Below are 26,274 nucleotides of genomic sequence, written 5' to 3'. Positions count from 1 at the left end.
TGGACAATGATGGCGTACTACGTGGAACGCACACCCGAACGGAATCACAACACTTGAGGATCTACTGGTACTATGAGGGCAGGCATATAGGAAAGTCAAGGTTTATTTTTGGCCGACAGGACGGGCAGCTCGTCCAACCCGCCGATTACCCGGGGCGCGGCACCCAATTCGTCGAAGGTCCTGCCGTCGCGGTTTACCCAGCATGCATCAAAGCCAAAATGATATGCCCCGGCGGCATCCCAGGCGTTGGAGGACACGAACAGGATCCTGTCCGCCGGCACGCCGAGCTGCTCGCAGGCCAACCGGTACACTCGGAAATCCGGCTTGTAGACGCGGACCGCTTCGACGCTGAGCAAGTGGGAGAAGTGCGATCTCAGGCCAGACGCATCCACCACGCTGGCGATCGAGAACACCGAACCATTGGACAGGATCGCCAACGGCAACCCCAATGCGTTCAGGCGACGCAGCACATCCGGAACGTCCGGGTAAGGCGCCAGCTTAAGATACGCATCGCATAGCGATGCGAGGGTCGCCGGATCCGGGTCCACCTTCAGCGCGCGGCAGGTATAGACCAGGGCATCCCGCGTGGCTTGTTCGAACGGGATGTATTGCCCCATCAGACTGCGCAGCCACGTGTATTCCAGTTGCTTCTGGCGCCACAGCATGCTGAATTCCATGCCGCGGCCGGGATGGCAGGCGTCGCATTCCCGCGCGACCGAATGCACGTCGTACAGCGTTCCGTATAGATCGAAGACGACAGCTTCGGTGCGCGGCATGGCGTTTCCCTGTCGTGGTCAAAGGGCGGAATGATCCTTGACGGCTTCGGCCAGCTTGGGCTTGAGTCCCAGGAAGCGCGCGTCCAGGGCGGCCGGATCCGAGCGGTTCTGGGCGATCATGGCCAGTCGCGTTTCGCCGCCGCGGATCACCTGGAAAGCCGCGGTCTCGATGCCCTCGACGATAGCCTGTGCGACCGCCGACGCCGGCTCGCGGACGAAGCCCAGGTCCGGTCCCGCGTGGGAGGACGTCATCATGGGCGTGTCCGTCGCGGCGGGATAGATGGTCAGCACATGCACGCCTTCACCTTTCAGCTCCCGGCGCAGCGCCTCGCCGAAGTGGGAGATGCCCGCCTTGACGGCAGCGTAGGTGGTATAGAACGGTACGCCCACCAGTGCGATGCCGGACGCGACGTTCACGATCATGCCATCGCCGGCGGCGCGCAAGTCCGGCAAGGCGGCGCGTGCGAGCAGGATGGGGGACAAGAGGTTGACCTCCACCATCTGGCGTATATCGGCTTCCGGCGTGTCTTCCAAGCGGCCCGCGCGCACGCCGCCGGCGTTGTTGATGAGGATATCCAGCCCGCCTAGCCATGTCCGCGCCCCGACCAATGCCCGCGTGCGGCCTTCCGGCGTGGTGACGTCCGCGTCCGTCCCTTCGGCTTGACCGCCGGCGCCGCGTAACGCCGCGACGGCCTGCGCCACCACCTTGCCACGACGACCGACGATGAATACCTTGGCGCCTTTACCCGCCAATGCACGCGCCGTTTCCAGGCCGATGCCGCTGGATCCGCCGGTGATCAATATGCGTTTGCCTTGAACTTCCATGTCGCGTCCTGTGAGATGGCGTCGCGTCGACGTTGGAAGAGATTTTGGATCACTTGTTCTAAAACTTCAAGCCAGCATGGCATCATGCACGGGCAAAGGGAAGGGACAGCGAGAGGATGCGGGGGCGGCGGCCGGCAGGTGGAGATGCTGTCAAGCCGTGGGAGTAGGGTGGCACGCACACAGGCGGTCCACCCCTGCACGACGGCATTAGCGCGTGTTCAGTTCCTTCGCGCCCACCAGGTACGCGCCGCGCAGTTGCGTGGGGTCGGCTTTCATCAGCGCCAGATTTCCGATGGCGGACAGCGTATTGCGCCAGCGGCCCAGCTCCTGCTCGGTGGCCGAGCCATCTTCCCTGGGCTGGCTGCCCTGAATCAGGCCCACCAGGTCCCAGTCGCGGGAGACGGAGGACGGCGTGTTCAGGTCTTCCTCCAGTTTGCCGGCGAGGTACTTCTTGATTTCGGTGGACTGGCGGGTGGACTGCACCAGGGACGCCTTGACGAGCCTGCCATCCTTGTACCCGATGCTGGCCACGCTGCTGGCCGTATCGTCGATCTTGTTGTAGTAGTAGTTCTGCGAGGTCGCGTCGGTGGTCAGGTTCAGCGCGGTATCGGGATAAAGCGACTGGTGATAGCTGGCGCTCAGGCGCGACTGTTGGGATTGTTCGATGGCGCGATCGGCGGCGCCGCGTCCCCGCACGGTTGTCTGCTGCGACATCTGGTAGGAGAAGGTGTCCCGTTCTTCCGGACGCATGGGGTTGGGCGACGGCTGGTCGCTTGCCTGGACCGAGGCGCTGAAATCGGCCAGGCCGGTCAGCATGGCGCGGTCCGTATCGCTCAGCGGCATCACCGGGCCGGCGACGGATCCGGAATGGGCGACGTCCGGGCCATAGTGGCTGTTCAAGGTTGTGAATGCATCCTTGAACATGGTCATCAGGGCGGCGTCGCCCCTGCCGCGGCCCTGCGCCTGATCGAATTGCTGCAGATAGGCGGCCAGGGCGCGCGATTGCTGGCTGGCACTGCCGATCAACGCGGGATTGGAGAGGTCGACCTCGACGTTCACCGTTCCGGCGGTGCCGGTGTAGGCGACGCTACGGCGCTGGCTGTCCGCCTGGAAAGCCAGCGTCTGCACGCTGCCGTTGGCCAGCTTGAAGCTGGCTTGCAGGCTCACGGATGTAAGCACTTTCGAGTCGAATTGCGTCAAGCCGTCCAGCGCCAGCTTGGGCGGTACGCCGGTCAGGCCGTCGATCGCGCCCTGGAAGGCGTCGGTCAATCCGGCAAGGGCCGAGCGCTCCGCATCGGAGAGCGTGCCGCCGGTGACCTCGACCTGCACGCCCAACCCGCCGGCCTGGCTGGTCAGCGACAGATGGACGGTGGCGCCGCCGGCGGTCTTGATGTCCAGGGTGACCTGGTTGTCGGCGAGCGTATGCAGTTGCGTCTGCCGGATTTGATCCAGGTTGGAGGTCGAGCCGTCGGCGCCGGATCCCGGGGACCGCAACATGACGGATTGCGAATAATCGCCGCCGGCCAGCAGTCCTTGCAGTGCCGCGGCGCCCAGGCCATGGAAGCGGTCGGCCAGCGTGGTCGAGGCGTAGTTGTCGGCCATCAGCGCGCTGATGGCATCGTTCGGCTGCTTTTCCCACACCGGCGCGGAAGGCGGCAGGGTTCCGCTGGGGGTGTAGGTCTGGCTCAGCAGCGCGGCTTGCGCGTCGGTCAGCGTGACGCTGGCCGAGGACGCCGGCGCGGCCGGTCCGGTGGCGGGCGTGGCCGTACCACCGGTGCCGGCAGCGGACGCCGCGGGGTGTGGCAGGGCGGGCACAGTCGTCAATGGGAGCAGGCTTTGCATGGTCTCGGTTCGCGATCGGGCAAGGTCGGCCTGGCGAGGCCATTACGCTTTTCCGTTAACGGCAGCCTTGGCCGGAAATTAAGGCCGATCCAGTGGGCGCCACCCATGCCCGGATGACCGCGGCGCTCCCGCCAGCGGGCGGCTCAGATCAGTGCCAGGATGCGGCGGGCAAGCGCCCGTGCGGTGTCCAAGGTGTCGACGTTGGTGAAATTGAGCAGCAGCGCCGAGCCCGGATCCCGCGCGATGCTCCACTGGCTGAGGGCGTGCGGGGCCATGCCCATTTCGCGCATGCGGCGCGCCAGGGTGGCATCGCGCAGGCCGTCGCCCAGGCGCAGGACCAGGTGCATTCCGCCGGGCTGGGGCTCGATCCACAGTCGCTCGCCCAGGATATCGGTCAAGCCCGTAGCGGCGATTTCGCGGCGTTCCGCATACAGTCTGCGCATGCGCTGGATATGCCGGGCGAAATGGCCTTCCGCCATGAAGACCGTGACGAGCGCCTGCATCAGATTGGGCGGACCGCCCGAGAACGCCCGGCTGATCTGTTCGAAGCGCTCGACCTGGTTTTCCGGCACGACCAGATAGGCCAGGCGTACGCTGGGGAACAGCACCTTGCTGAAGGTCCCGGCATAGAGCACGCGACCCTCGCGGTCCAGGCTTTTCAGCGCGGGCAGGGGCCGGCTGGCGTAGCGATATTCGCCGTCGTAGTCGTCCTCGATGATCCAGGCCCCGCGCCGCGCCGCCCAATCCAGCAGGGCGAGCCGCCGGGGCAGTGCCAGGGTTACGCACAACGGGCTCTGGTGGGACGGGGTGACCACCGCGGCGCGCGCGTGGGGCGCGCGCGCTATTCCTTGTTCGACATCGAGGCCCGAGGCATCCACCGGTACCGGGACGCCGCGCAACCGTGCATGCGCGATCAGTTCGCGCGTGGGCGGGTAGCCCGGATCTTCGAGCCATACCTCGTCGGCCGGCGCCAGCAGCGCGCGCACGATCAGTTCCAGCGTATGCCGATAGCCCGTGGTGACGAAGACCTGCGACGGCGAACAGGCAATGCCGCGAGACAGCTGCAGGTAGGCGGCGATGGCAGCGCGCAGCGCCGGTACGCCATGGGGAGAAGGGTAGGCCATATCGACCGGCTGGGTGGCGCGCACGCAGCGCGCGCCCAATCTTGCCCAGATCTTGCGCGGAAAGGCATCCACGGCGGGCAGGCCCATTTGAAAGGGACCGAGAGGCGCCGCCGGCGGACCGCCAAGGGTAGGGGCCGCGCCGGGCGCGGCATGGCGCATCGCGCGGGGCGCCGTGGGCGCGGCGCGGCGCGCGCCCTGCGTCGCTGGGGGTGAGGATCGTTGTTCCCCCAGCGGGCGTGCCGGCGCGGGCGAAGCGGGCAGGCTCAGTCCGGGCGTGACTATCGTGCCGGCCTGCCCGCGGGGCTGGATATACCCCTCCGCGGCCAGCAGCGAATAGGCCGCCTCTACCGTGCCGCGGGCCACGCCGAGTTCCTTGGTGAGCGCACGCACCGAGGGGATGCGGTCGCCGGGCTTGAGCACGCCGCCGACGATGGCGCCGCGGAATCGTTCGTAGACCTGCCGGTACAGCGGCGCGGCGGGACCGGTTTGGCCGTCGAGGGCGGCCAGGGGGGCGGCGAGGGGAGTCATGACCTAGTCCATTTGGCGATTTATGGCTCTGGGCATTATGTCATCGGACTTCTACGATACCTATTCCGATGAAGGACATCCGTGCGCGACCATCGACCGGACTTCGGCCTTCTCGTCATGCCAGGAGCAATACCTATGCGAAATGCGAAAGATACGGACCATGAAAAACTCCGGCATGCGGATACGGAGGAGGAGCTGCGCGCCTGCTTCGCCGTCATGCGCGAGCTCCGACCGCATCTGCAAAGCTACGAGGATTTCGCAGCGCGGGTAGGTCGCATGCGCGGCGAGGGCTATCGGCTGCTGGCGGGCTGGGAAGGCGATGCCCCCGTCGCGCTGGCCGGCTATCGATTGCAGGAGAACCTGGTCTATGGAAAGTTTCTTTACGTGGACGACCTGGTGGTGAAGGAGGGGCTGCGAGGCGGTAGGTGGGGCTCCGTCCTGCTGCAGGAAGCCACCGCGATCGCGCAACGCGAAGACTGCGTGAAGCTGGTACTGGATACGGCGCTCTCCAATGCGCTGGCCCAGCGTTTCTATTTCCGCGAAGGCCTGTTGACGGGCGCGATGCGGTTCAGCAAGGTGCTGCCGAAGGGGGGCACATGAAGATCCTGCGGGTTCTTTGCAGCCCGCGTGGGCCCAGGTCCGAAAGCTATCGGCTATCGGAAAGCATCGTCGAGGCGCTGCGCCGGCGCCATCCCGACGCCCACGTCGTCGAGCGCCCCGTGGCGCAAACCGCGATTTCGCACGTCGATGAGGGATACGCCGACGCGGTGGGCGGATACGGCCTGCCCGCGGACCCATCGATGACCGGAAGCCTGGCGGCGTCCGAGCAATTGATCCAGGAACTCGAGTCGGCGGATTGCGTGATCATCGCGACGCCCATGCACAACTACACGGTGCCGTCCGGGCTCAAGGCCTGGCTGGACCACATCGTGCGCATCGATCGAACCTTCGCGTCGGCGCCCGAAGGGAAGGTGGGCACGCTGAGGGACCGGCCGGTTTATGTGGCGGTCTCTTCCGGCGGCAGGTATTCCGGGGAGCGGGTGCGCCAGCCGGATTTCCTGACGCCTTACCTGAGCGCGATACTCAATACCGTGGGCCTGGTCGACATTCGGTACTTTTCGGTACAGGGTACGGGCCTGGGACCGGCGGCGCTGGCGCAAGCCAGGCAGAAGGCAGGGCGGGATCTCGCGGCGTTTTTCGTGCTGCCCGTCGCGAACTAGGCCGGGGCCGATTCCGCTATGCGGGAAACTGGTTTTCCCACGCCTCGACCTCGCTCAACCCCAGGTATTCGCTGTACTCGGCGCCCGTCAGCATGCGGTCGCGCATGGCGATCGTGCTGCCGTCGTCGCGCAGGTGGCCCAGCGCTTCGCGCATGGCGTAGCCCAGCGCATTGCGCAGCAGCCCCGGGTAGATCGCCAGGGCGATGCCCAGCCCGGCAAGATCGGGGAAGCGCAGGTCGGCCAGCGGCCCGCCCGAATCCAGGTTGATCATGCAGGGGATGCGTACCTGCTCAGTCACCGCGCGGATGTCGTCCAGCACGCGCTCGTGCGCCTTCAATTCGACGAACACCGCATCGGCCCCCGCTTGCGCGTATTCCTGCGCGCGGCGGATGGCCTCGTCCAGCCCCATGGAGGCCGCGCAGTCCGTGCGCCCGATCACCAGCAAGCCGGTCGGTGCGCGGGCGGCGGCGGCCGCGGCGATGCGTGTTACCGCCACGTCGAAGGGCAGGACCGCGCGCGCGCCGGGGAACTGGGCGCAGCGCTTGGGGGACTGCTGGTCTTCGATATGGATGGCGGCAACGCCGGCTGCCTCGAATTCTTCCACCGTGCGGCGGATGGCCGCGGCCGCGCCATAACCCGTATCGGCGTCGCAGATCAGCGGCAGGTCGATGCAGGCGGCGACGCGGCGCGCGTGCGCGGTGATCATGGTCAGGTCGACCAGGCCGACGTCCGGCTTGCCCAGCAAGCTGGCCGACACGCCATTGCCGGTCATGTAGACGGCCTCGAAGCCGGCGTGCTGCACCATGCGCGCGCCGTAGGCGTCGTAGACGCCGGGAGCGATCAGCGTGGGCTCGCCACGGCCCGCGCGCGCCAGGCGCTCGCGCAGGGCCTGGCGCAGGCGGGCGGCCTTGTCCGGATGCATGCTCATTGATGTGCCCTCGGTGATGTGCCCAGGTGTCGACGCGCCGTTTCGCTCATTCCGTCATGCTCCAATCCGGATGTTTGCGAAGGAAGGGAATCAGGCCCCCTTCGCGCAGGATGGCGCGTATCTGCGGCGACAGCGGCCGCAGCGCCTGCCGCAGCCCGCCCGCCGCGAGTTCGCTATTGGCCAGGTCGATGGTGACCACGTCGCCTTCGGCCAGGCCGGCGGTGTCGAACTCGATCAGCAACAGGCCGTTGTTGATGGCGTTGCGAAAGAACTGCCGGCCGAAGGACGGCGCGATGATGGCCGCCACGCCCAGGCGGTGCAGGATGTGCACGGCCTGTTCGCGCGAGGAATTGATGCCGAAGTGCGTGCCCGCGGCGATGATGCCGCCGGGCTGAAAACGGCTGGCGAACCCAGGCGAGACGCCTTCGAAGGCCTGCGAGGCGATATAGGCCTCGTCCTTGCCGGGCAGGTATTTGCCGGAGCACTGCGTGTCGGTATTGACGTCGTCGCCCAGCTTGTAGACGGGCCCCCTGATGACGTCGTGGATGGTGTCATGCATGGCTGGGCCTCCATTCGCCGCCGTCGACCGTGCGCGGGTCGGTGATGTAGCCGGTCAGGGCCGATGCCGCCACGGTGGCGGCCGAACCCAGCCAGATTTCCGCTTCGTGGTTGCCCAGGCGGCCGCGGAAGTTGCGGTTCGCGCTGGAGATGGCCACTTCCTTGTCGCCGGGGATCAGGTGATTTGTGATGCCCACGCAGGTGCCGCAGCCGGCGGCTTCGAACGAGGCGCCGGCCGCGGTCAGGATCTCGATCAGGCCTTCGCGCGCCGCGTCCAGGTAGATCTTGCGGGACGCGGGCGTGACGATCATGCGCACGCCGCGCGCCAGCTTGCGGCCTTTCAGGATCGCGGCGGCCTGGCGGATGTCGTCCAGCCGGCCGTTGGTGCAGGTGCCGATCAGCGCGAAGTTGATCTTCTGCCTGTCGATCTGCGTGACGGCGACCACGTCGTCCACTTCGTGGCGTCGCGCGACCTGCGGCGCCAGGGTGGACGCATCGATGGACACGCGGTGCGCATAGCGCGCATCCGCGTCGGCCGATACGGGCCGCGGCGCGCGGGCGCCGTGCGCCGCCAGCCATGCCAGGGTCTTGTCGTCGGCTTCCAGCAGGGCCGCCTTGGCGCCGAGTTCGGCGGCGTGGTTGGCCAGGGTCATGCGGTCGTCGATCTCCATCGCCGAGACCGCCGAACCCACATATTCGATCGCCAGGTAGTTCAGCCCTTCCGCGCCGAAGCGGCCGAGCATGTGCAAGGTGATGTCCTTGGCCCAGACGCCCGGCTGCAGGCGGCCCGACAGCTCGACGCGCGCGGATTCGGGTACGCGCAGCCACACCTTGCCCGTCTTCATCACGGCGGTGACGTCGCTGCCTTCGACGCCGGTGCCGAAGGCATTGAAGGCGCCATAGGTGGTCGAGTGCGTGTCCGTGCCCACGACCAGGTCGCCGCAGGTCAGGTGGCCGCCCTCGGGCAGGACCTGGTGGCAGATGCCGTCGCCGATGTCGTACAGCGGGCTGCCATGGCTGTCGGCGAACGCGCGCATGGCGGTGTGGGTCTGCGCGGCCGCCAGGTTGGGCGGCGGCGAATAGTGGTCCAGCACCCAGGCCGTGCGCGGCGCGAAGGGCAGCTTTTCGGCGCCCATCTTGTCCACCACGCGGATGGCGTTGGGCGCGCGCGCGTCGGTGACCATGGCGAAGTCCACATCGGCGATGACGATATCGCCGGGTTGGACCGCTTCGACGCCAGCGTGCCGGGCGAGGATTTTTTCAGCGATGGTGGAAGGCATGATGTCGGGCCAAAGGGATGTCAGACGGCGTTGATATTGATCTTCTTGACCAGATCGCCCCATTTCTTGCTTTCGCTGCGGATATAGCGATCGGTCTCGGCGGGCGTGGTGGGCGCCGGGTCCAGCCCCAGCTTCTTCAGCTTGGCGTCCACCTCGGGATCCTTCAGCGTCGCCACGATGGCCTGGTTCAAGGCATCGACCACAGCCTTGGGCGTGTGCGCCGGCGCGGTGAAGGCGTACCAGTTGTTGGCTTCGAAGCCCGGGTAGCCGGATTCCGCGATGGTGGGCACATCGGGCAGGACGTCCAGGCGATGCAGGCCCGTGGTGGCGATCGGACGCAGCTTGCCTGCGGCGATGAACTGTATCGCGTCGGTGGGGCTGGCGAAGATGGAAGCCAGCGTGCCGCCCAGCAGGTCGTTCATCGCGGGGGCGCCGCCGCGATACGCGACGTGCTGGTTCTGCAGGCCGGCCACGGACTTCAGCAATTCGCCGGCCAGGTGGCCGCTGCTGCCGATGCCGGACGAGCCGAAGGACATATCGGAGTGCTGCGTGCGCGCCGCCTTGACGTAGTCGGCGAAGGTCTTGATCTTGCTGTCGGCGTTCACGACCAGGACGTTGGAGAACGACACCGCCAGCGAAATCGGCTCCATGTCCTTCACCGGGTCGTACGTCAGCTTGCCCAGGTGCTGGTTCACCGCCAGGGAGCCGATCGTGCCCAGCATGATGGTGTAGCCGTCGGGCGCGGCCTTGACCAGCGCGTCCGATGCGATGTTGCCGCCGGCGCCCGGCCGGTTGTCGATGATGATGTTCTGCTTCAGGTTCCTGGACAGCACCGGGGCCATGATCCGGGCGACCGTATCGGAGCTGCCGCCCGCCGCGAAACCGACCAGCAGGCGGATGGGGCGGTTGGGGAAATTGTCGGCGTCCGCGGCCAGCGCGTTGCCGCTGCCCAGTGAAACGGCACAGAGGGTCGCCAGGGCGGCGGCGGCGTGTCGAAGGCGGGAAAGGCTCACGTGTTGTCTCCTGTATTCCTGGTCTGGATGCCAGAGCTAAACCCTAAAAGCAAAACCGGTGCCAAGTCGGCGGCCAGGGGTGCTTCCCAGGGCGGGACGCCCTAGGGGTAAGTGCGGAAGCGCCGATGTGTTTCATAAGTGAAAATACGGCGTTTCATTAAAGCATCGCTGTTTCGCAACAATGTCCTCGTCTTCCCCGCCCGCTGCAACCGCCCCCCTGATGCCCAGGGCCGCGCCCGTGATCCATGCGGTGACCGGTTACGGCCTATTCGAAAGCCTGCGCCAGGTCGCGCCCGAATTCGCCGATCGCGCACGGGTAGAGCTGCTGCACGACGCGTTCGAGTCCGCCCTGGCGTCCTTGGCGCAAGCGGTTGCCCAGGGCCGCTGCGACGTGGTGGTGGCATCCGGCAGCAATGGCGCTTTCCTGCGGACGCGCCTGCCGGTACCGGTCGTTTTGGTGCAGGTGGGCGGGTATGACCTGATGACGGCGCTGGCCCGCGCGCGCGAACTGTCCCGGCATGTCGCCGTGGTGCTGCATCACGAGGTGTCGGCCTCGCTGCGGCGCTTCATGGGGGTCTTCGACCTGGACGTCGAGCTGCGCGCGTACGACACGCCGGAGGACGCCGCCCGGTGCATCCGCGAGCTGGCCGCGCAAGGCGTGGAAGTCGTGGTGGGCGCCGGCATGGTCACCGACTACGCCAAAAAGGCGGGGCTGACCGCCGTGCTGCTGTATTCGCTGGATTCCGTGCGCGCGGCCATGGAAACCGCCCTGGCCATTGCCCGGGCGCAGTACGAGGAACGCACGCGGCGGGACCGGCTCGATCTGGTCCTGCGGCACTTGAACGACGGCGTGGTCGCCATCGACATGCAAGGGCGCATTACGACGATGAATCCGGCGGCGGCGCGCATCCTCGGCGCGGCGGCATCCCAGGCGGTGGGCCAGCCGCTGGCCGAGGCGGCGCCGGGCTTGACGCCTGGCCCCGTGCTGGCGCGCGGCGCGCCCGAGCTGGGGCGGGTCGAGGATGTACGGGGGCAGGCCCTGGTGGTGGATGCCGTTCCCTTGTACGAAGCGGGTGCTCAGACCGGGGCCGTACTGACGCTGCATCCCTCCCAGCCGCTGGAGCACGCCGTGGGGCGCCTGCGCGCGCACAGCCACCGCCGTTCGCGTTCCGCGCGCTATACGCTGAACGGCCTGATCGCGGTATCGGCGCCGATGCGCGAACTGGTGCATCGCTGCGAGGTGCTGGCGCGCAACAGCGATGCGTCGGTGTTGATCCAGGGCGAGAGCGGTTCCGGCAAGGAAGTCGTGGCCCAGGGCATCCACCGCGCCAGCCGTCGCCATGCGCGCCCGTTCGTGGCAATCAACTGCGGCGCCTTTCCCGAGCAGTTGCTGGAAAGCGAGTTGTTCGGCTACGAGGAAGGCGCTTTCACCGGCGCGCGCCGGCAGGGCAAGGCAGGGCTGTTCGAGGCCGCGGACGGCGGCACGCTGCTGCTGGATGAAGTGGGCGAAATGCCGCTGCCCCTGCAAACCCGCCTGCTCCGCGCGTTGCAAGAAAAAGAGATCACGCGGGTGGGCGGCATCGACGCGATACCGGTGGATGTACGGATTATCGCGGCCACGCACCGCGATCTGGGGGCGATGGCGCGCCAGGGCCAGTTTCGGCATGACTTGTTCTACCGGCTGCACATTCTGCAGATCCGCGTGCCGCCCCTGCGCGAACGTCCTGAAGACATCGCGGCACTGGCCGCCGATCTGCTGCCCGCTGCGCTGGAGCGCATCGGTGCGCGCAAGCTGGCGCCGGACGTGCTGCGCGCGGCGCTGCCGCTGCTGATGGAGCATGCCTGGCCCGGCAATGTGCGCGAATTGGAAAACGTCATCGAGCGGATGGCGCTGGAATGCCTGCTGGCGGACGCGGTGCCGCCGGCCGCCACGCTGCGCGGCGTGCTGGACCCGTCCGGTCTGGCTATGTCGGAACCGTCCGGTGCCGCGGCGTTGGACCCGTCCGGCGACGCCGCGCCTTCGAGCGACGGCGTGTCACGGGGCGCGCGCCGGCTGGGCGCCTTGCAGCGCGCAACCGAGCTCCATCACATCCGCGAAGCGCTGCGCGCGCACGGCGGCAACCAGGCTGCCGCCGCGCGCGAGTTGGGCATCAGCCGGACCACGCTCTGGCGTAAAGTGCGTGGCGGTGAAGACCGGTAGACAGAAAAGCGAGCCTTCGAAGACGTCGACGAAACCGAATAAGCACGCCCATCAGGCGTCACCTGGGTTTACCGCACGGGCGGGAAATCCACGTCGGTGTCGTTGATGCGGTTGAACGTGTTGGTGAAGATCGTCAGCGCGATGGCCAGCGAAATGTCGGCCAGCTGCGCGTCGGTGTAGCCGGCCGCTCGGATGGCGTCGACCTCGGCGGCCGGCAGCGTGCCGCTGGTTTGCTGAATCACTCGCACGAAACGCACCAGCGCGTCGCGCCTGGCATCGCCCGTGGGCTGGCCCGCGCGGATCTGACGCAGCACGTCCGGCGACAGGCCAGCCATCTTGCCCAGCAGGTTGTGGGCGGCCACGCAGTAATCGCAGCCCGTGAGTTCGCTTACCAGCAGCTTGATCGTTTCCAGGTCCTGGCGGCTCAGGCTGGCGCTGCCCAAGGCGCCTTCGGCGTTTAGCACCGCCGATAGCGAAGCGGGCGCCAGATAGCCCAGCGCGGCAAACAGGTTGGGAATGCTGCCCCCAGCGACCTTCTTGACTTGGGCGTAGACGTCAGCGGTGGCGCCGGTGGCGGATTCGATGGCGGGGATGGCGATGCGGCTCATGGTGTGACTCCTTGGGAAAACGTTGTGTGGTCAGGAGTCGTCACTGTAGGCCCGCAAAACGATCTTTACGAGTCCGTAAATGCTCAATAAAATGCTTATTCGGATCACCCGTTCAGGACCGGAGTCCCCATGTCCAGCCCGCTCGACTGGCTGAGCCAGTTGCTTGAAATGATCAAGGTCACAGGCCAGCTGGAAATCCGCTGCGCCTACGGGGCGCCCTGGCGCATCGCCTACGGGCATTCTGCGGCACGCGAGATCCCGTACCACGTGGTGCTGCAAGGCGTCGCCATCCTGGAGGATCCGGAAGACGAGACGGTCCGCGAATTGGGCGCGGGCGACATCATCATGCTTCCGCACGGATCGGCGCATATCCTGCACGACGGCAGCGGCCGCGCCCCTATCCCGGCGTACTTCAAACAGGCGGCCAACCTGACGATCAGCGAAAACGGCAGCGATGAAAGGGCCCTGGATATGCTGTGCGGCCGCTTTTTCGTCGCGCCGCCCCACGATAGGCTGATCCGCGACTATCTGCCCACCAAGGTGGTCGCGCGCGCCACGAACATGGACCAGCAGTCCGGCATGGACCGGCCTTCGGATCAAATGGCCGCACTGGTCCGCCTGATGCGCAGCGAGACGTCGATGGATAGCTTGGGCGGACGCGCCATGCTCAACGCCTTGTCATCCGCCTTGTTCACGCTGGCGCTACGCGTGGCGAGCGATTCGGAAGAAGCGCCCACGGGGCTGCTCGCGCTGGCGGGGCACCCGCGGCTGGCCCCGGCGTTGTCGGCGATATTCACCGACCCTGCCAGGCCGTGGACCCTGCCGGAACTGGCCGAACGATGCAGCATGTCGCGGGCGACCTTCATGCGGCACTTCCAGGACAAGCTGGGACGGTCCGCCTATGACCTGCTGACCGATGTGCGCATGAGCCTGGCGTCCAATGAACTGAAGCGGCCGTCCGCCACGACCGAAGCGGTGGCCGAGGCCGTGGGATATCAATCCGTCGCGGCCTTCCGGCGCAGTTTCACGCAATGGATAGGGATGACGCCCGGTGAATGGCGGCGGCTGGGACACACCCAGCCCGCGGAAGGGGCGGCACCCGAGGCCGAGCCAGCGGAGGATTGAAACCGCCACCCTTGAGGCGGGAACGATGGTGCGATCGCCCCCCGTGACTCACGGTTCAGGTGGGTGGGTTCAACAGGGCCAGGGAAGCGCGCACCATGCCGCGCAGCAACGCGGGCTCTGGCCTGGAGCGCGCCAACACCCGCAGGCCGACCTGTACGCCGAGCAGCATGCGGGCCAGATCGATCGCCGGCTGGGATAGGGTGATCGTGCCGTCGCGCTGGCCGGCCTGGACGCAGCGGCGGAAAAAACTTTCGATGCGGGTCAGCATCTGCGCGACGAGTTCGCGGAAGTCGGGATCGTGCGGCGCCATTTCCAGCGCCGCGTTCACCAGCATGCAACCCTTGTGCGCCGCATCGTTCACCGAGCGCTCGATAAGCTCTTCGAAAAAAGCCTCGATGGCCTGGCGCGGCGGCATGTTCCCTTCCAGGCGCCGGATGCGGTCGGCGACGGTGATGTCGACGTAGTGTTCCAGGGACCGTCGGTACAGGCTGCGCTTGTCACCGAAGGCGTTGTACACGCTGGCGGTGGTCAGGTTCATCTTTTCGGCAAGATCCCTGACCGACGTGGCTTCATAGCCGTGTTCCCAGAAGCACTGGATGGCAAGGTCCAATGCCTGCCCTTCATCGAATTCTCTTGGACGACCCATGGATCCGTTTCCGCGCCGCGATAGGCGATTCTTGATTGACTATTTTATAACGGGTGATTTAAAACAAAGCACCGCCGCGAGCGGGACATCGTTAAAACACCACACCGCCGCGAGTGGCACATCGCTTCACACCGTACCAGTACAGGAGGCACGTCGGCAAATGATTCGCTTCTACTTTCATCCCACGCCGAATCCGGCGAAAGTGGCGCTCATGCTCGAAGAAACCGGGCTGCGCTATGAAGTCGTTCCGGTCGATACGGCCAAGGGACAGCAGCACGAGCCCGCGTTCCGGGCAATCAATCCCAACGGCAAGGTCCCCGCCATCGTCGACCCAGACGGTCCGGGTGGAAAGCCGGCCACGGTGTTCGACTCCAGCGCCATCCTTCTCTATCTGGGGGAAAAGACCGGCAAGCTGCTTGGGCGGGCCGAGGATCGGCCGGACATGCTGTCGTGGCTCTTCTTTATCGGCACGGGACTGGGGCCGTTTTCCGGACAGGCCGTGCATTTCCAGCATGCCGCGCCCGCCGGCCTGGACTATGCCGTCAACCGCTACCGGCGCGAGGCGGAGCGGCATTACCGCGTTCTGGACGACAGGCTGGCCGGACGCGAGTTCATCGTGGGCAATGAATACAGCATCGTGGATATTTCCGCCTGGGGCTGGCTGGATCGCGCCTCTCGCGTGCTGAAAGGCGCCGAAGAACCTTTGGCGCCGTATCCCAATATTGCGCGATGGTTCGCGCGGATCGACGCCCGTCCGGCAGTGGAGCGCGCACGCAAGGTGGGCGCGGATCTGAAGTTCACGGCGGCCCGCGACGAGGAAGCTCGTCGTGCGCTGTATCCGTCGAATTATCCGCCTGTTGGTTGAGCGGTGGGCGGTGAACGGTGAGCGGTGAACGGTGAGCGGTGATTGCTCAGCGCCGTTCGCGGGAGCATTGCCGCAGTGTGCGGTTAAGGCTTACACGTCCAGTTGATCGAAGTGTAGGCCCATGGCCGCCGCAATACGGGCGCGCGTCGACTTGCGGGGACGCGCGTCCAGCGCTTCCATGCGTACATAGGTGGGCTGACGGATGCCAAGGACTGTTTGCGGCGGTATCTGAATTCCAACGTTGAGTGCCCACTTCTCGCCATTGCGAACGGTGGCTCCTGCCGGACGCGATTGCCCGTGCGAGCCGGCTTCTAGCCGTTAGCGGGTCGTGGCTCATGCAGCTTTCTTTCGCGCATTTCCAGCTTAAACGACGCACCGGCGCCGATTTGCATTGCGTGTTTCTGATAAGTCAGCGTTTTATATGCGTGGGCAGTTCTAACTGGCGTGAAGTCGACATCTGCGCAGCATCGTATGGATTTCCCGACGAACTTCTGACGCGCCGGCCAGCGACCACGGTGCCGAGAAACTTCGCATCCCTACGCCCCCGAAGGTAATGTCCACGCCTGCGGCAGACCTTCCGTCAGCGTCGCAACAAACTGCCGCGTGCGCGAGTCGGCCGGTCGGGTAAAGACCGTTTCCGCGGACCCAGCTTCGACGACAACGCCGTTTTCCAGGAAGACCACCTGTTGCGCGATGCTGGCGGCCAGACGCAGGTCGTGCGTGGCCATCAGCATGGTCATGCCTTCGGCGGCCAGCCGGCGCAGCACGTCCACCACTTCCTTGGCCAGGCCCGGATCCAGCGCCGAGGTAGGTTCGTCGCACAGCAGAACCCGCGGCGACGGCGCCAATGCGCGGGCGATGGCCACGCGCTGCTGCTGGCCGCCGGACAAGGTGGCGGGCCAGACGTCGGCTTTTTCGAGCATGCCCACTTTTTCCAGCAATTCGCGCGCGCGCGCGGCCGCGCGTTGGCGCGGCCAGCGCTGGACGGTGACCAGGCCTTCCATCACGTTTTCCAGCACGCTGCGATGCGGGAACAGCTGGAAGTTCTGGAACACCATGCCGGTTTGCTTGCGCACGCTTTGTATCGCATCGAAAGCGGTCCGGGCGCCCGGCTGGAAGACGATGCGCGCATCGCCCAATTCCAGTTCGCCCGATTCGGGGACTTCCAGCAAATTCACGCAGCGCAGCAGGGTGCTCTTGCCGCTGCCCGAGGGCCCGATCAGCGCCGTCACGCTGCCTTCCGGGACTTCGATGCTGACGTCCTTCAAGACATGCAGCTGGCCGAAGTGCTTCTGGATATGCGACAGGCGGATCATTGCGTCTTCTCCGCGAACGCCGCATGTTTGCCGAAGCGCTTTTCCAGCCGCACCTGGGCGGAGGACAGCACGCTGCTGAATACCAGGTAGATCAGCGCGGCTTCGGTATACAGGATCAACGGCTCGTACGTGACCGCGGCGATGCGTTGCGCGGCCTGGAAGATCTCCGGCACGGTCAGCACGGCGGCCAGCGAAGTGTCCTTGACCAGCGCGATAAAGGAGTTGGACAAGGGCGGCACCGATACGCGCGCCGCCTGCGGCAGGATGGTGCGCCGGATTGCCTGCCAGCGGGTCATGCTGAGCGAATAGGCGGCTTCCCACTGGCCCTTGGGTATGGATTCGATGACGCCCCGGATGACTTCCGAGTTATAGGCGCCGACATTCAGCGTGAAGCCGATCAGCGCCGCGGGCAGCGGATCCAGCACGATGCCGATGCTGGGCAGCCCATAGAAGATCACGAACAGCTGCACCAGCAGCGGCGTGCCGCGGATCAGCCAGACGTAGAACCGCACCACGGCCACCGCCGGGGCGGGCCCGAACAGTCGGATCAACGCTGCCGCGAAAGCCAGCAACAGCCCCGCGAAAAAAGAAATCAGCGTCAGCGGAACCGTGAATTCCAGCCCCGCTTTGAGCAGGGGCCAGAACGAGTCCGCCATCAACTGTACCCAGGCCGGCACGTGGCGTCCTTATTGTGCGGACAGGTCCGTGCCGAAGTACTTCACCGATATCTTCTTGTAGGTGCCGTCGGCCTTGATGTCGGCCAGTGCCTTGTTGATGGCGGCGACCAGGTCGGGATTGCCCTTGCGCAGCAGCACGCCGGATTCGCTGAACTCCGCCGACTTGTCGTTGGCCACGGCCTTGACCTTGGCATCAGGCTTGTGCTTCTTGAAGTCCAGGAAGGACAGATTGTCGTTGATGGTGGCGTCGACCCGCCCGGACAGCAACAGGTCGATGGATTCATTGAAGCCCTGCACGGGCACCACCTCGGCGCCGTATTTCTGCGCCAGCTTGCCGAAGTTGCTGGTCAGCGTGTTGGCGGAGCGCTTGCCCTTCAGGTCGGCGAAGGATTTGATCGCCGTGTTGTTGTCGCGCACGATCAGTACGGCCTGCGACGAGATATACGGATTGGAAAAATCGTACTTGGCCTTGCGCGCGTCGGTGATGCCGACCTGGTTGATGACGGCGTCATAGCGCTTTACGTCCAAGCCGGCGATCAAGCCGTCCCATTTGCCTTCGACGAATTCCGCCTTGACGCCCAGACGCTGGGCGATGGCGCGTCCGATCTCCACGTCGAAGCCGGTCAGGCCCGACGCGTCGTGAAAGCTGAAGGGAGCATACGTGCCTTCGGTACCGATCTTGATTTCGCCCGCCGATTTGATCCGCGCCAGGTCGTCCTGGGCATGGGCGAGCGTCATCCCGGCGCAGCTGAGCAGGCCGGCAAGCAGGACAGAAAAAATGCGCTTCATCTCGATCTCCATACACAGAACTGAAAGAGGGACGGGTAAGATATGTCCGAATTGCACTCTAACAGGCTGCCTATTTTTCCACAAAGCATAAAGGGACGTATCCATATGCAGCGTCGAAATAAAACCGCCGCTTTTCATGCATTCCAACTCCGCATTCCACGTTCGACCATTCCCAACCATCTGCGAGAACCACCATGCGCTTTCTGATCTCCTCCCTGGCGGCGGTCGCCGCCGTCGTGCTGCCCGCCGCCGCGCTGGCCGAACCCGTGACCTACCGGCTGGATCCGGGCCACACCTATCCCAGCTTCGAGGCGGACCACTTCGGCGGCGCTTCGATCTGGCGCGGGAAATTCAACAAGACCAGCGGCACCGTGGTGCTGGACGCCCAGGCCGGGACGGGCAGCGTCGACGTCACCATCGACGCGGCGTCGGTGGATACGGGAAATGCGGACTTGGACAAGGATCTGCGATCCGAACAGTTTTTCGATGTTTCCCGTTTCCCTACCGCCACGTTCAAGGGCAATACGGTCCATTTCAAGGACGGCAAGCCGGTGGAAGTGGATGGCACCTTTACCCTGCACGGCGTGCCGCATCCGCTCAAGCTGACGCTGCTGTCGTTCAAGTGCTACCAGAACCCCATCTTGAAGAAAGAGGTCTGCGGCACCGAGGCGACGGCCGCCTTCGACCGCGGCGACTACGGCGTGTCCTACGGCAAGGACTACGGTTTCTTCATGAAGACCACGCTGCACATCCAGGCCGAAGGCATCCGGGAATAGGCCGGACGGCAACGGGCCAGCATCAACGGACCCACGGCAACCGGCAACCCGCAACCGGCCACGCGGCGACGGGCGCCTACGCCTGGAACTGGCGCCCGACGAATTCGATATGTTCGCGCATGGCGAGCGCCGCGTCGTCCGGCGCCTGCCGCAGGACCGCTTCGCAGATGGCTTCGTGCTGACGCAGGCGCTCCAGCGCGCGGCGTGTCGCGAGCGCGGCATCCCGGCCGGCGTCGTAGGTGTTGCGCGTGATGTGTTCGCGCAGCGACGCGATGGCGTTGGCGTAGAAGCGGCCCAGCATCATGTTGTGCGATGCGCTGGCCAGCTGGGCATGGAAGGCCGTGTCCGCGGCGGCCTCGGCCGCCACATCGCCTTCCCGTACCGCTCTTTGCATGTTGCCTACGGTATCCGCCAGTTGACGGCGTTCCTGCGCGTCGGCCCGCTGCGCCGCGAAACGCGCGGCGGCGCATTCGAACACCATGCGGAATTCCAGCGTATCGGCGCGCAAGGCAGGCTGCGCGTCCACCAGGCCCAGCCAGGGCGCGGGCGGCCACGGGGCGGCCGCGGCGCTGGGCCTGTCGCTGGCGATGAAGACGCCGCTACCCTGGCGCGTTTGCAGCATGCCGCGCGAAACCAGCCGCTGGATGGCCGCGCGCACCGTCGTGCGTGATACGCCGAAGCGCTGCGCCAGTTCGCGTTCCGGCGGCAGGCGTGGGCGTCCGTCCAGCCCGTGTTCCAGGACCAGGCGTTCCAGGGATTGGATCGCGTGCTGCAAGGCGTTCGATGAGGCGGTGATGCGCGGCATGCCGGAATTCCCCTGACTTGCTGGGCAAGCGGCACGGGGCCGGCTACGCCGGCACCAATTGGTCCAACCAATTTGCGCTTGCTGCGGCGATTATCCCATGATGGCCCGGCCCCGCGGTACGTCCGCGGCCGCTCACCGCCTATCGAGGAGACCGCCTTGGACGCCTTGTCCCCCATCATCCTGCTGCACGACCGCGACGATGTCGCGATAGCCCGCCAAGCGCTGCCCGCCGGCACCGAGCTGCCGGGCGTCGCGGGCGTCGTGGTCCGTGCCGACGTGCCCCCCGCGCATAAGGTGGCGCTGCGCGCGGTACGCGCCGGCGAGGCCGTGCATCGCTATGGACAGATCATCGGTTTCGCGACGCGCGACATCGCGCCCGGCGACCACGTCCACACCCACAATGTGTCGATGGGCGACTTCGAGCGTGAGTATGCCTACGGCCAAGACGTGCGGCCGGTCGCCCCGGCCGCCGCGCCGCTGACTTTCCAGGGCATACGCCGCGCCGACGGGCGCGTGGCGACGCGCAACTACATCGGCGTGATCAGCACGGTGAACTGCTCGGCGACCGTGAGCAAGCGCGTCGCGCAGCACTTCGCCGCGCCGGGACGGCTGGACGCCTATCCCAACGTGGACGGCGTGGTGCCGCTGACGCATAGTTTCGGCTGCTGCATCGACCATAACGGCGAGGGCATCCAGCAGCTGCGGCGCACCATCGGCGGCTTCGCCAAGCACGCCAATTTCGCGGGCGTGCTGGTGATCGGCCTGGGCTGCGAGGCGAACCAGATGGGCGCCATGTTCATGACGGGCGGCATCCAGCCCGGCCCGATGATGGTGCCCCTGGTCATGCAGGAACTGGGTGGCACGCAGAAGACCGTGGACGCGGCCGTCGCCGCCATAGAAAAAATGCTGCCGGCGGCCAATGCCGTCCAGCGCGAACCCTTGCCGCTGTCGCATCTGGTCGTGGCCCTGCAGTGCGGTGGCTCCGACGGCTATTCGGGCATCACGGCCAATCCCGCCCTGGGCGCGGCGGTGGACCTGCTCGTGCAGCACGGCGGCACGGCCATCCTTTCCGAGACCCCGGAAATCTACGGCGCCGAACACCTGCTGACCCGCCGCGCGATCTCGCCCGAGGTCGGGGAAAAGATCGTCGAACGCATCCACTGGTGGGAATCGTATGCCGAGCGCGAGAAGGGCAGCATCGACAACAATCCGACGCCGGGCAACAAGGCCGGCGGCCTGACCACCATCCTGGAAAAATCCCTGGGCGCGGTGGCCAAGAGCGGGTCGACGCCGCTGATGGGCGTGTACCGCTACGCGGAACCGGTGGACACCCACGGCCTGGTGTTCATGGACGCGCCCGGCTACGACCCCATGGGCGCGACCGGCCAGATCGCCAGCGGCGCGAACCTGGTTGTCTTCACCACCGGGCGCGGATCCTGTTTCGGCGCGAAACCGGCGCCGTCCATCAAGGTGGCGACCAATACGCAGATGTACCGGCGCATGATCGACGACATGGATATCAATTGCGGCGACATCATGGAAGGCGAAGCGACCGTGCAGCGCAAGGGCGAGGAAATCTTCCGTGCCATTGTCGATGTCGCTTCCGGGACGCGCAGCAAGAGCGAGGCGCTGGGCGTGGGCGACGAGGAGTTCGTGCCCTGGATGATAGGCGCGCAGATGTAACGGCGAGGCCGGCCGCGCCCGTGGGCGCGGGTGTGGAATAATGCCAGCGCCCCATCGTCCGGGGCACATTTCACAACCGATGACCCCGCGGCGCCGCATCTCCCCCCATTCGTTTGCGTTCATCCTGTTCTGCGGCGTGCTGACGGCGTTCGCGTCGCTGTCCATCGACGTGGGCTTGCCCGCCTTCGGCGCCGTGGCGCGCGACCTCGGTACGGACGCCGCCCGCGTGGCGATGAGCCTGAGCATTTTCTTCGTCGGTTTCGCCGCCGCGCCGCTGGTGTACGGGCCGCTGTCGGACCGCCTGGGCCGGCGCCCCCTGCTGCTGTTCGGCCTGGCTCTGTATGCGCTGGGCGCGGCGGGCTGCACGTTCTCCGGGTCGATTTCCACCTTCCTGGGCTGGCGGCTGGTACAGGGCGCCGGCGCGGGCGCGGCGGGCGTGCTGGCGATCAGCCTGGTGCGGGATCATTTCGAAGGCAGCCGCGTGCGCGAGCTGCTGTCGCATATCGCCATCATCCGCGTCATCGCGCCCATGGTCGCGCCTTCGGTGGGCGCGGCGCTGTTGAATATCGGCAGTTGGCGCTGGATCTACGCCATGATGACCATCGCCGGCTTCGCCATGCTGGCGGTGGTGTGGCTGGCGCTGGAAGAATCCGCGCCGCGCCTGCGCCATCCGGTGTCGCGGCGCCCGCCCGCCGCGCCGGTGGCGGCCGCGTATCTGGCATTGCTGCGCAAGCCGGCGGCCCTGGGCTACATGATGATCTGCGCCCTGAAATTCGGCAGCCATTTCGCCTATGTGACGGGCGCCTCGCTGGTGTTGATGGAAGCGCTGGGCGTATCGCCGCAGCTGTTCGGTCTGCTGTTCGCCATGACCGCGGCCGGCATTATGCTGGCTTCCTTCCTGAGCGGCAGGCTGGCCGGCCACGTGCCGGGCGACCGCCTGATCCGGATCGGGCTGTCCGCGGCCCTATGCTCGGCGTTGATCATGCTGGCGTTGACGCTGGCGCACCTGATTACGCCATGGAACCTGATGCCCTTCTTCATCGTGAATACCTTCTGCTACGGCCTGATCACGCCCAGTACGCAGCAAGGGGCGCTGCAGCCGCTGCGCGAGATCGCGGGCGCCGCCTCGGCCATGATGAATGCCCTGATGATGGGCATCGGCGCTTTCGCCAGCTATATGGTCAGCCGCTACTTTCCCGCCCTGGGGGTAGTGGCGGTCACCGGCAGCATGGCGGTGTTCTGCGCCTTGTCCCTGGCGGTTTTCCTGGCGATGCGGCGCTGGGGCGCCACCTCGCTGCAACATTGATCGGCGGAGACCCGGATGCGCATCAAGCTGCGGCAGGTCGAGGGATTCCTGGCGGCGGCGGACTCGCTGTCGTTTTCCCGCGCGGCGGAGCGGATAGGCATGACGCAGCCGGCCTTCTCGCAATTGATTCGCGACCTGGAGGCGGCGCTGGACGTCAAGCTGTTCGATCGCAGCACGCGGCGCGTGCGCATCACGGACGTAGGCATGCAGCTGCGCGAGCAGATGCGGCGCGGCCTCCTGGAGATCGACAACGCCTGCAACAACGCACGCGCCATCACGCGGCTCAAGCAGGGGCAGCTCTCGCTCGCCGTGCTGCCGTCGCTGGCCCTAGGGCTGGTCAACGACGCCTTGGCCAGCTTCCATGACAGCTATCCGGAGGTCCAGCTGCGCCTGCGCGAGGCCCGCACGCCCCACATCGCCGGCTTGCTGCGCAACTACGAGGTGGACCTGGCCGTCTGTTCACGCCTGGACGCCAATGAGTCCCTGCTGCTGGAACACCTGTTCGACGACGAACTGGTGGCGGTGCTGCCGCGCGGCCATGCGCTGTCGCGGCGCCGCGTGCTGCAGTGGCGGCAAATCGCCGACGAGCCCTTGATCGGCTTGCAGGCGCAGGCAGACCTGATCCGCGACGGCTTCGCGCAGAACGGCATCGACAAGCAGGCGGCCCACGAAGTGCTGAATACCGTCACCGCCCTGAGCATGGCGCGGGCCGGCTTTGGCGTGACCATCGTGCCGGTGATCGCCTTGCCGGAACTGAATCTGCGGGGCCTGGTGCACCGGCCCTTGCGCGGGCCGCGCCCGATGCGGGAGATCTGCCTGTGCCGCCATGTGGACCACGCCCTGTCTCCGGCGGCGGAACGCTTTCGCCAGATGCTGCGCGACATGTCCTGGCGCAAGGCAGGGATCTTGGGGGATTCATAAGCTGCGCCTATGAATTCAAATGAAGTTGCCCATTGCCGGCGCGGCCGGTCGCTGCTGTAATCCTTGCCCGAGGCCTCCGCCAGGAGGCGGAGGAGACTGTCCATGAATACCCGCATCGCCGCCATGCTGCGCGCCACGCTTTGCATGGCCGCACTGGCCTTCGGCGCCGCCGCGCAGGCCGCCGATTATCCCAACCTGCCCATACACGTCATTGTCCCGTTCCCGCCCGGCGCGGGCGTGGATATCGTCACCCGTCTGGTTGCTTCCAAGCTGTCGACCTCCCTGGGCCAGCAGTTGATCGTCGAAAACCGCTCCGGCGCCGGCGGGAACGTGGGAGCCGCCACGGTGGCCCGGGCCGCGCCGGACGGCTACACCTTGCTGGCCGCGCCTTCGTCCATCGCCGTCAGCCAGTCGCTGTACACCAACTTGCCTTTCCATGTGGAGAAGGATTTCCGTGCGGTCGGGATGATGGCGTCGGTGCCCTTTTTGCTGGTAGTCAACACCAAGGTGCCCGTCAACACCGTGGCCGAGCTGACCGCGCTGGCCAAGAGCAAGCCCAACGGCCTGACTTTCGCGTCCACGGGCAACGGCAGCTCGCCGCACCTGACCGCCGAAATGTATGCCCACGACACCGGCGTGCAGTTGCGCCATGTGCCTTATCGCGGTACCGCGCCGGCGATGACGGACCTGATGTCGGGCGAAGTGGACATGATGTTCGCCAATGCCCTGTCGGTACTGCCGCAGGTCAAGACCGGCCGCCTGCGCGCGCTGGCCATCACCAGTGCGCAGCCCGATCCCGATATGCCCGACGTGCCGACGATGCAGGCGGCCGGCGTGAAAGGCTTCGAGACCGGTACGTGGTTTTCACTGCTGGCGCCCGCCAAGACGCCCGACGATGTGATCGCCAAGCTGAACGGCGCGCTGAACACGGTGCTGAAGTCGCCGGATGTGCGGGAGGCGCTGCGCAAGCAAGGCGCTTCCGTGCAGTCCGGCACGCCGGCGCAGGCTGATAGTTTCATCCACGCCGAAATCGGCAAGTTCGCGAAGATCATCCAGGCCGCGAACATCCATATCGACTGATCATGACGACACCCACGCTTTCCCCCGACCAGCAGGAAGTCACGCGCATCCTGGCCCGCTATCTGGTGGCCTCGCGCTACGAGGATCTGCCCGCGCCCGTGGTGCACGAGGCCTCACGCGGCCTGTTGAACTGGTACGGCTGCGCCCTGGGCGCGGCACGCCATGCCACCGTGCAGGCGGCGCTGGACGCCTACCGGCCGTTCTTCGGCGCGCCGCAGGCCCAAGTGGTGGGCCGCCCGGATCGCGCCGATATCCTGCATGCGGCCTTGCTGAACGGCATCAGTTCGCATGTGCTGGACTTCGACGATACGCATTACCGTGCGGTGCATCCCAGCGCGCCGGTGCTGCCGGCCGTGCTGGCGCTGTGCGAATGGCGCAAGTTCAGCGGACGCGACCTGGTACATGCCTATGCGCTGGGCGTGGAGGCGGAAATCCGCATCGGCCTGTCGGTATTCCCGGAACACTACGACCGCGGCTGGCATATCACCGGAACGGCGGGCGTCTTTGGCGCCGCCGCGGCCGCCGGCAAGCTGCTGGGGCTGGACGAGGAGCGCATGGCCTGGGCCCTGGGCATCGCGGCCACGCAGTCGGCCGGCCTGCGCGAGATGTTCGGCAGCATGTGCAAGAGCCTGCATCCGGGCAAGGCGGCGCAGAACGGCCTGGGCGCGGCGTTGATGGCGCAGCACGGCTACACCAGCTCGACCCGCGCGCTGGAAGCCAAGCGCGGCTTCGGACACGTCATGTCGGATCGCTTCGACCCGGAGGTGATCACCGGCAACCTGGGCGGCCAGTACGAGCTGATGCGCAATATGTACAAGCCCTTCGCCTGCGGCCTGGTGCAGCATGCGGTGATCGACGCCTGCCTGCAGCTGCGCAAGGAATATGCGCTGCAGCCCGCGCAGATTGAAGCCGTACACGCCACGGTGGGGCCCCTGGTACTGGAACTGACCGCCAAGACGGAGCCCACCACCGGCCTGGAGGGAAAGTTCAGCGTCTATCACGCCCTGGCCGCCGCGCTGGTCTACGGCGCCGCGGGCGAGGCGCAGTTCAGCACGCAGTCCGTCCTGAACCCGGAGGTCGTCGCCCTGCGCAAGCGGGTAACGACCACGCTGGACCCCCACATGCGCAAGCTGGAAGGACGCGTACGCATCGTGCTGAAAGACGGCCGCGAGCTGGACCGTCACGTGCCCGAAGCGCTGGGCACGCTGGCGCGTCCCATGAGCGATGCCGACCTGGAGGAGAAATTCCACGGCCTGGCCGCCGAGGTCATGCCGCGCGAGCAAGCGCAGCGCGTGGCTGACGCGTGCTGGAAAGTGGCTGGCTTGCAGGACGCCGGCGAGGTCGCGCGCCTGGGCGCGACGGCATGATCCCGGCCTCGACGCC

Annotated in this window: 25 protein-coding genes; 11 read left to right on the top strand and 14 right to left on the bottom strand. The window is 66.5% G+C overall.

The features are described 5' to 3' along the window. Positions 1-95: 95 nt before the first annotated feature. The 4 genes from AKI39_RS19180 to pdxR form a co-directional block, all read right to left on the bottom strand. On the bottom strand, positions 96-776 hold the full coding sequence (locus AKI39_RS19180) for a haloacid dehalogenase type II (RefSeq protein WP_066639632.1): 681 nt from the start codon (positions 774-776) through the stop codon (positions 96-98). Positions 777-794: 18 nt separating this feature from the next. Further along, complete coding sequence (locus tag AKI39_RS19175) at positions 795-1,601, bottom strand: SDR family NAD(P)-dependent oxidoreductase (RefSeq protein ID WP_066639630.1); 807 nt, start codon at positions 1,599-1,601, stop codon at positions 795-797. A 207-nt stretch (positions 1,602-1,808) separates the two neighbouring features. Further along, entirely contained in the window at positions 1,809-3,443 is a 1,635-nt protein-coding gene (locus tag AKI39_RS19170) for a hypothetical protein (protein WP_083228932.1), read from the bottom strand. A gap of 143 nt (positions 3,444-3,586) precedes the next feature. Continuing rightward, positions 3,587-5,095 carry a MocR-like pyridoxine biosynthesis transcription factor PdxR gene (gene pdxR / locus AKI39_RS19165; protein WP_066639628.1) on the bottom strand — a complete coding sequence of 503 codons (1,509 nt, stop codon included), beginning with the start codon at positions 5,093-5,095 and terminating at the stop codon, positions 3,587-3,589. Positions 5,096-5,230: 135 nt separating this feature from the next. Between pdxR and AKI39_RS19160 the strand changes: the two genes are divergently transcribed. Beyond that, positions 5,231-5,695: a GNAT family N-acetyltransferase gene (locus AKI39_RS19160; RefSeq protein ID WP_066639626.1), complete on the top strand. Its 465-nt coding sequence runs from the start codon at positions 5,231-5,233 to the stop codon at positions 5,693-5,695. Next, complete coding sequence (locus AKI39_RS19155) at positions 5,692-6,315, top strand: FMN-dependent NADH-azoreductase (protein WP_066639623.1); 624 nt, start codon at positions 5,692-5,694, stop codon at positions 6,313-6,315. The genes AKI39_RS19160 and AKI39_RS19155 overlap by 4 nt, the downstream gene beginning before the upstream one ends. Before the next feature lie 16 nt (positions 6,316-6,331). Here AKI39_RS19155 and AKI39_RS19150 read toward each other — a convergent pair whose 3' ends face one another. Genes AKI39_RS19150 through AKI39_RS19135 form a run of 4 tightly spaced genes read right to left on the bottom strand, consistent with a single transcriptional unit; the run spans position 6,332 to position 10,094 of the window. Next, positions 6,332-7,243, bottom strand: coding sequence for an isocitrate lyase/PEP mutase family protein (locus tag AKI39_RS19150; RefSeq protein WP_066639621.1), 912 nt, complete (start codon positions 7,241-7,243; stop codon positions 6,332-6,334). 46 nt (positions 7,244-7,289) lie between these two features. Beyond that, the gene (locus AKI39_RS19145; RefSeq protein ID WP_066639620.1) at positions 7,290-7,802 is read right to left on the bottom strand and encodes a LeuD/DmdB family oxidoreductase small subunit; all 513 of its coding nucleotides are present in this window, start codon (positions 7,800-7,802) and stop codon (positions 7,290-7,292) included. Next, complete coding sequence (locus tag AKI39_RS19140) at positions 7,795-9,081, bottom strand: 3-isopropylmalate dehydratase large subunit (RefSeq protein ID WP_066639618.1); 1,287 nt, start codon at positions 9,079-9,081, stop codon at positions 7,795-7,797. The genes AKI39_RS19145 and AKI39_RS19140 overlap by 8 nt, the downstream gene beginning before the upstream one ends. 20 nt (positions 9,082-9,101) lie before the next feature. Then, positions 9,102-10,094 (bottom strand): Bug family tripartite tricarboxylate transporter substrate binding protein, encoded by a 993-nt coding sequence (locus AKI39_RS19135; protein ID WP_066639615.1) that lies wholly within the window; start codon positions 10,092-10,094, stop codon positions 9,102-9,104. A gap of 181 nt (positions 10,095-10,275) precedes the next feature. On the opposite strand from AKI39_RS19135, the gene prpR reads away from it, so the two are divergent. Next, positions 10,276-12,294, top strand: coding sequence for a propionate catabolism operon regulatory protein PrpR (gene prpR, locus AKI39_RS19130; protein ID WP_235610678.1), 2,019 nt, complete (start codon positions 10,276-10,278; stop codon positions 12,292-12,294). 68 nt (positions 12,295-12,362) lie between these two features. Here prpR and AKI39_RS19125 read toward each other — a convergent pair whose 3' ends face one another. Then, complete coding sequence (locus AKI39_RS19125; protein WP_066639611.1) at positions 12,363-12,902, bottom strand: carboxymuconolactone decarboxylase family protein; 540 nt, start codon at positions 12,900-12,902, stop codon at positions 12,363-12,365. 129 nt (positions 12,903-13,031) lie between these two features. Between AKI39_RS19125 and AKI39_RS19120 the strand changes: the two genes are divergently transcribed. Then, positions 13,032-14,027, top strand: coding sequence for a cupin domain-containing protein (locus AKI39_RS19120; RefSeq protein WP_066639609.1), 996 nt, complete (start codon positions 13,032-13,034; stop codon positions 14,025-14,027). A 55-nt stretch (positions 14,028-14,082) separates the two neighbouring features. On the opposite strand, the gene AKI39_RS19115 is transcribed toward AKI39_RS19120, so the two are convergent. Continuing rightward, positions 14,083-14,673 (bottom strand): TetR/AcrR family transcriptional regulator, encoded by a 591-nt coding sequence (locus tag AKI39_RS19115; RefSeq protein ID WP_066639606.1) that lies wholly within the window; start codon positions 14,671-14,673, stop codon positions 14,083-14,085. A 160-nt stretch (positions 14,674-14,833) separates the two neighbouring features. On the opposite strand from AKI39_RS19115, the gene AKI39_RS19110 reads away from it, so the two are divergent. Continuing rightward, complete coding sequence (locus AKI39_RS19110) at positions 14,834-15,538, top strand: glutathione S-transferase family protein (protein ID WP_066639604.1); 705 nt, start codon at positions 14,834-14,836, stop codon at positions 15,536-15,538. 536 nt (positions 15,539-16,074) lie between these two features. Here the strand turns inward: AKI39_RS19110 and AKI39_RS19105 are convergent. From AKI39_RS19105 to AKI39_RS19095, 3 genes are read right to left on the bottom strand one after another with little or no spacing between them, the layout of a single operon-like run. Continuing rightward, positions 16,075-16,854 (bottom strand): amino acid ABC transporter ATP-binding protein, encoded by a 780-nt coding sequence (locus tag AKI39_RS19105; protein WP_066639602.1) that lies wholly within the window; start codon positions 16,852-16,854, stop codon positions 16,075-16,077. Then, a complete protein-coding gene (locus AKI39_RS19100; protein ID WP_066639600.1) occupies positions 16,851-17,531 on the bottom strand; it encodes an amino acid ABC transporter permease in 681 nt (226 codons plus the stop codon). Before AKI39_RS19100 ends, AKI39_RS19105 begins: the two co-directional genes overlap by 4 nt. Before the next feature lie 9 nt (positions 17,532-17,540). Next, complete coding sequence (locus AKI39_RS19095) at positions 17,541-18,320, bottom strand: amino acid ABC transporter substrate-binding protein (protein ID WP_066639598.1); 780 nt, start codon at positions 18,318-18,320, stop codon at positions 17,541-17,543. A 194-nt stretch (positions 18,321-18,514) separates the two neighbouring features. Between AKI39_RS19095 and AKI39_RS19090 the strand changes: the two genes are divergently transcribed. Then, entirely contained in the window at positions 18,515-19,096 is a 582-nt protein-coding gene (locus AKI39_RS19090) for a YceI family protein (RefSeq protein ID WP_066639595.1), read from the top strand. Between the two features lie 76 nt (positions 19,097-19,172). On the opposite strand, the gene AKI39_RS19085 is transcribed toward AKI39_RS19090, so the two are convergent. Then, complete coding sequence (locus AKI39_RS19085) at positions 19,173-19,901, bottom strand: FadR/GntR family transcriptional regulator (RefSeq protein ID WP_066639593.1); 729 nt, start codon at positions 19,899-19,901, stop codon at positions 19,173-19,175. Positions 19,902-20,066: 165 nt separating this feature from the next. Here AKI39_RS19085 and AKI39_RS19080 point away from each other — a divergent pair, with 165 nt between their 5' ends. From AKI39_RS19080 to AKI39_RS19060, 5 genes are all read left to right on the top strand, one after another. After that, entirely contained in the window at positions 20,067-21,584 is a 1,518-nt protein-coding gene (locus AKI39_RS19080; RefSeq protein WP_201258607.1) for an altronate dehydratase family protein, read from the top strand. A gap of 79 nt (positions 21,585-21,663) precedes the next feature. Beyond that, a complete protein-coding gene (locus tag AKI39_RS19075) occupies positions 21,664-22,890 on the top strand; it encodes a multidrug effflux MFS transporter (protein ID WP_066639589.1) in 1,227 nt (408 codons plus the stop codon). Between the two features lie 15 nt (positions 22,891-22,905). Next, entirely contained in the window at positions 22,906-23,811 is a 906-nt protein-coding gene (locus AKI39_RS19070; protein ID WP_066639586.1) for a LysR family transcriptional regulator, read from the top strand. Between the two features lie 102 nt (positions 23,812-23,913). Continuing rightward, complete coding sequence (locus AKI39_RS19065; RefSeq protein WP_066639584.1) at positions 23,914-24,891, top strand: tripartite tricarboxylate transporter substrate binding protein; 978 nt, start codon at positions 23,914-23,916, stop codon at positions 24,889-24,891. Between the two features lie 2 nt (positions 24,892-24,893). Continuing rightward, positions 24,894-26,258, top strand: a complete 1,365-nt coding sequence (locus AKI39_RS19060) for an MmgE/PrpD family protein (RefSeq protein ID WP_066639581.1) — start codon at positions 24,894-24,896, stop codon at positions 26,256-26,258. Positions 26,259-26,274: the final 16 nt, after the last annotated feature.

The organism is Bordetella sp. H567 (assembly GCF_001704295.1).
In the GTDB taxonomy this organism is placed as follows: domain Bacteria; phylum Pseudomonadota; class Gammaproteobacteria; order Burkholderiales; family Burkholderiaceae_B; genus Bordetella_C.
The sequence above is the reverse complement of the archived record's forward strand: the minus strand, read 5'-3'. Positions and strand labels throughout refer to the sequence as shown.

Coding starts and splice junctions, on each gene's coding strand:
- AKI39_RS19120 (WP_066639609.1), top strand. CDS start 13,032: ATGTCCAGCCCGCTCGACTGGCTGAGCCAGTTGCTTGAAATGATCAAG.
- AKI39_RS19085 (WP_066639593.1), bottom strand. CDS start 19,901: ATGCCGCGCATCACCGCCTCATCGAACGCCTTGCAGCACGCGATCCAA.
- AKI39_RS19090 (WP_066639595.1), top strand. CDS start 18,515: ATGCGCTTTCTGATCTCCTCCCTGGCGGCGGTCGCCGCCGTCGTGCTG.
- AKI39_RS19150 (WP_066639621.1), bottom strand. CDS start 7,243: ATGAGCATGCATCCGGACAAGGCCGCCCGCCTGCGCCAGGCCCTGCGC.
- AKI39_RS19145 (WP_066639620.1), bottom strand. CDS start 7,802: ATGCATGACACCATCCACGACGTCATCAGGGGGCCCGTCTACAAGCTG.
- AKI39_RS19105 (WP_066639602.1), bottom strand. CDS start 16,854: ATGATCCGCCTGTCGCATATCCAGAAGCACTTCGGCCAGCTGCATGTC.
- AKI39_RS19115 (WP_066639606.1), bottom strand. CDS start 14,673: ATGGGTCGTCCAAGAGAATTCGATGAAGGGCAGGCATTGGACCTTGCC.
- AKI39_RS19075 (WP_066639589.1), top strand. CDS start 21,664: ATGACCCCGCGGCGCCGCATCTCCCCCCATTCGTTTGCGTTCATCCTG.
- AKI39_RS19140 (WP_066639618.1), bottom strand. CDS start 9,081: ATGCCTTCCACCATCGCTGAAAAAATCCTCGCCCGGCACGCTGGCGTC.
- AKI39_RS19065 (WP_066639584.1), top strand. CDS start 23,914: ATGAATACCCGCATCGCCGCCATGCTGCGCGCCACGCTTTGCATGGCC.
- AKI39_RS19175 (WP_066639630.1), bottom strand. CDS start 1,601: ATGGAAGTTCAAGGCAAACGCATATTGATCACCGGCGGATCCAGCGGC.
- AKI39_RS19170 (WP_083228932.1), bottom strand. CDS start 3,443: ATGCAAAGCCTGCTCCCATTGACGACTGTGCCCGCCCTGCCACACCCC.
- pdxR (WP_066639628.1), bottom strand. CDS start 5,095: ATGACTCCCCTCGCCGCCCCCCTGGCCGCCCTCGACGGCCAAACCGGT.
- AKI39_RS19160 (WP_066639626.1), top strand. CDS start 5,231: ATGCGAAATGCGAAAGATACGGACCATGAAAAACTCCGGCATGCGGAT.
- AKI39_RS19110 (WP_066639604.1), top strand. CDS start 14,834: ATGATTCGCTTCTACTTTCATCCCACGCCGAATCCGGCGAAAGTGGCG.
- AKI39_RS19070 (WP_066639586.1), top strand. CDS start 22,906: ATGCGCATCAAGCTGCGGCAGGTCGAGGGATTCCTGGCGGCGGCGGAC.
- AKI39_RS19180 (WP_066639632.1), bottom strand. CDS start 776: ATGCCGCGCACCGAAGCTGTCGTCTTCGATCTATACGGAACGCTGTAC.
- AKI39_RS19095 (WP_066639598.1), bottom strand. CDS start 18,320: ATGAAGCGCATTTTTTCTGTCCTGCTTGCCGGCCTGCTCAGCTGCGCC.
- AKI39_RS19155 (WP_066639623.1), top strand. CDS start 5,692: ATGAAGATCCTGCGGGTTCTTTGCAGCCCGCGTGGGCCCAGGTCCGAA.
- prpR (WP_235610678.1), top strand. CDS start 10,276: ATGTCCTCGTCTTCCCCGCCCGCTGCAACCGCCCCCCTGATGCCCAGG.
- AKI39_RS19125 (WP_066639611.1), bottom strand. CDS start 12,902: ATGAGCCGCATCGCCATCCCCGCCATCGAATCCGCCACCGGCGCCACC.
- AKI39_RS19060 (WP_066639581.1), top strand. CDS start 24,894: ATGACGACACCCACGCTTTCCCCCGACCAGCAGGAAGTCACGCGCATC.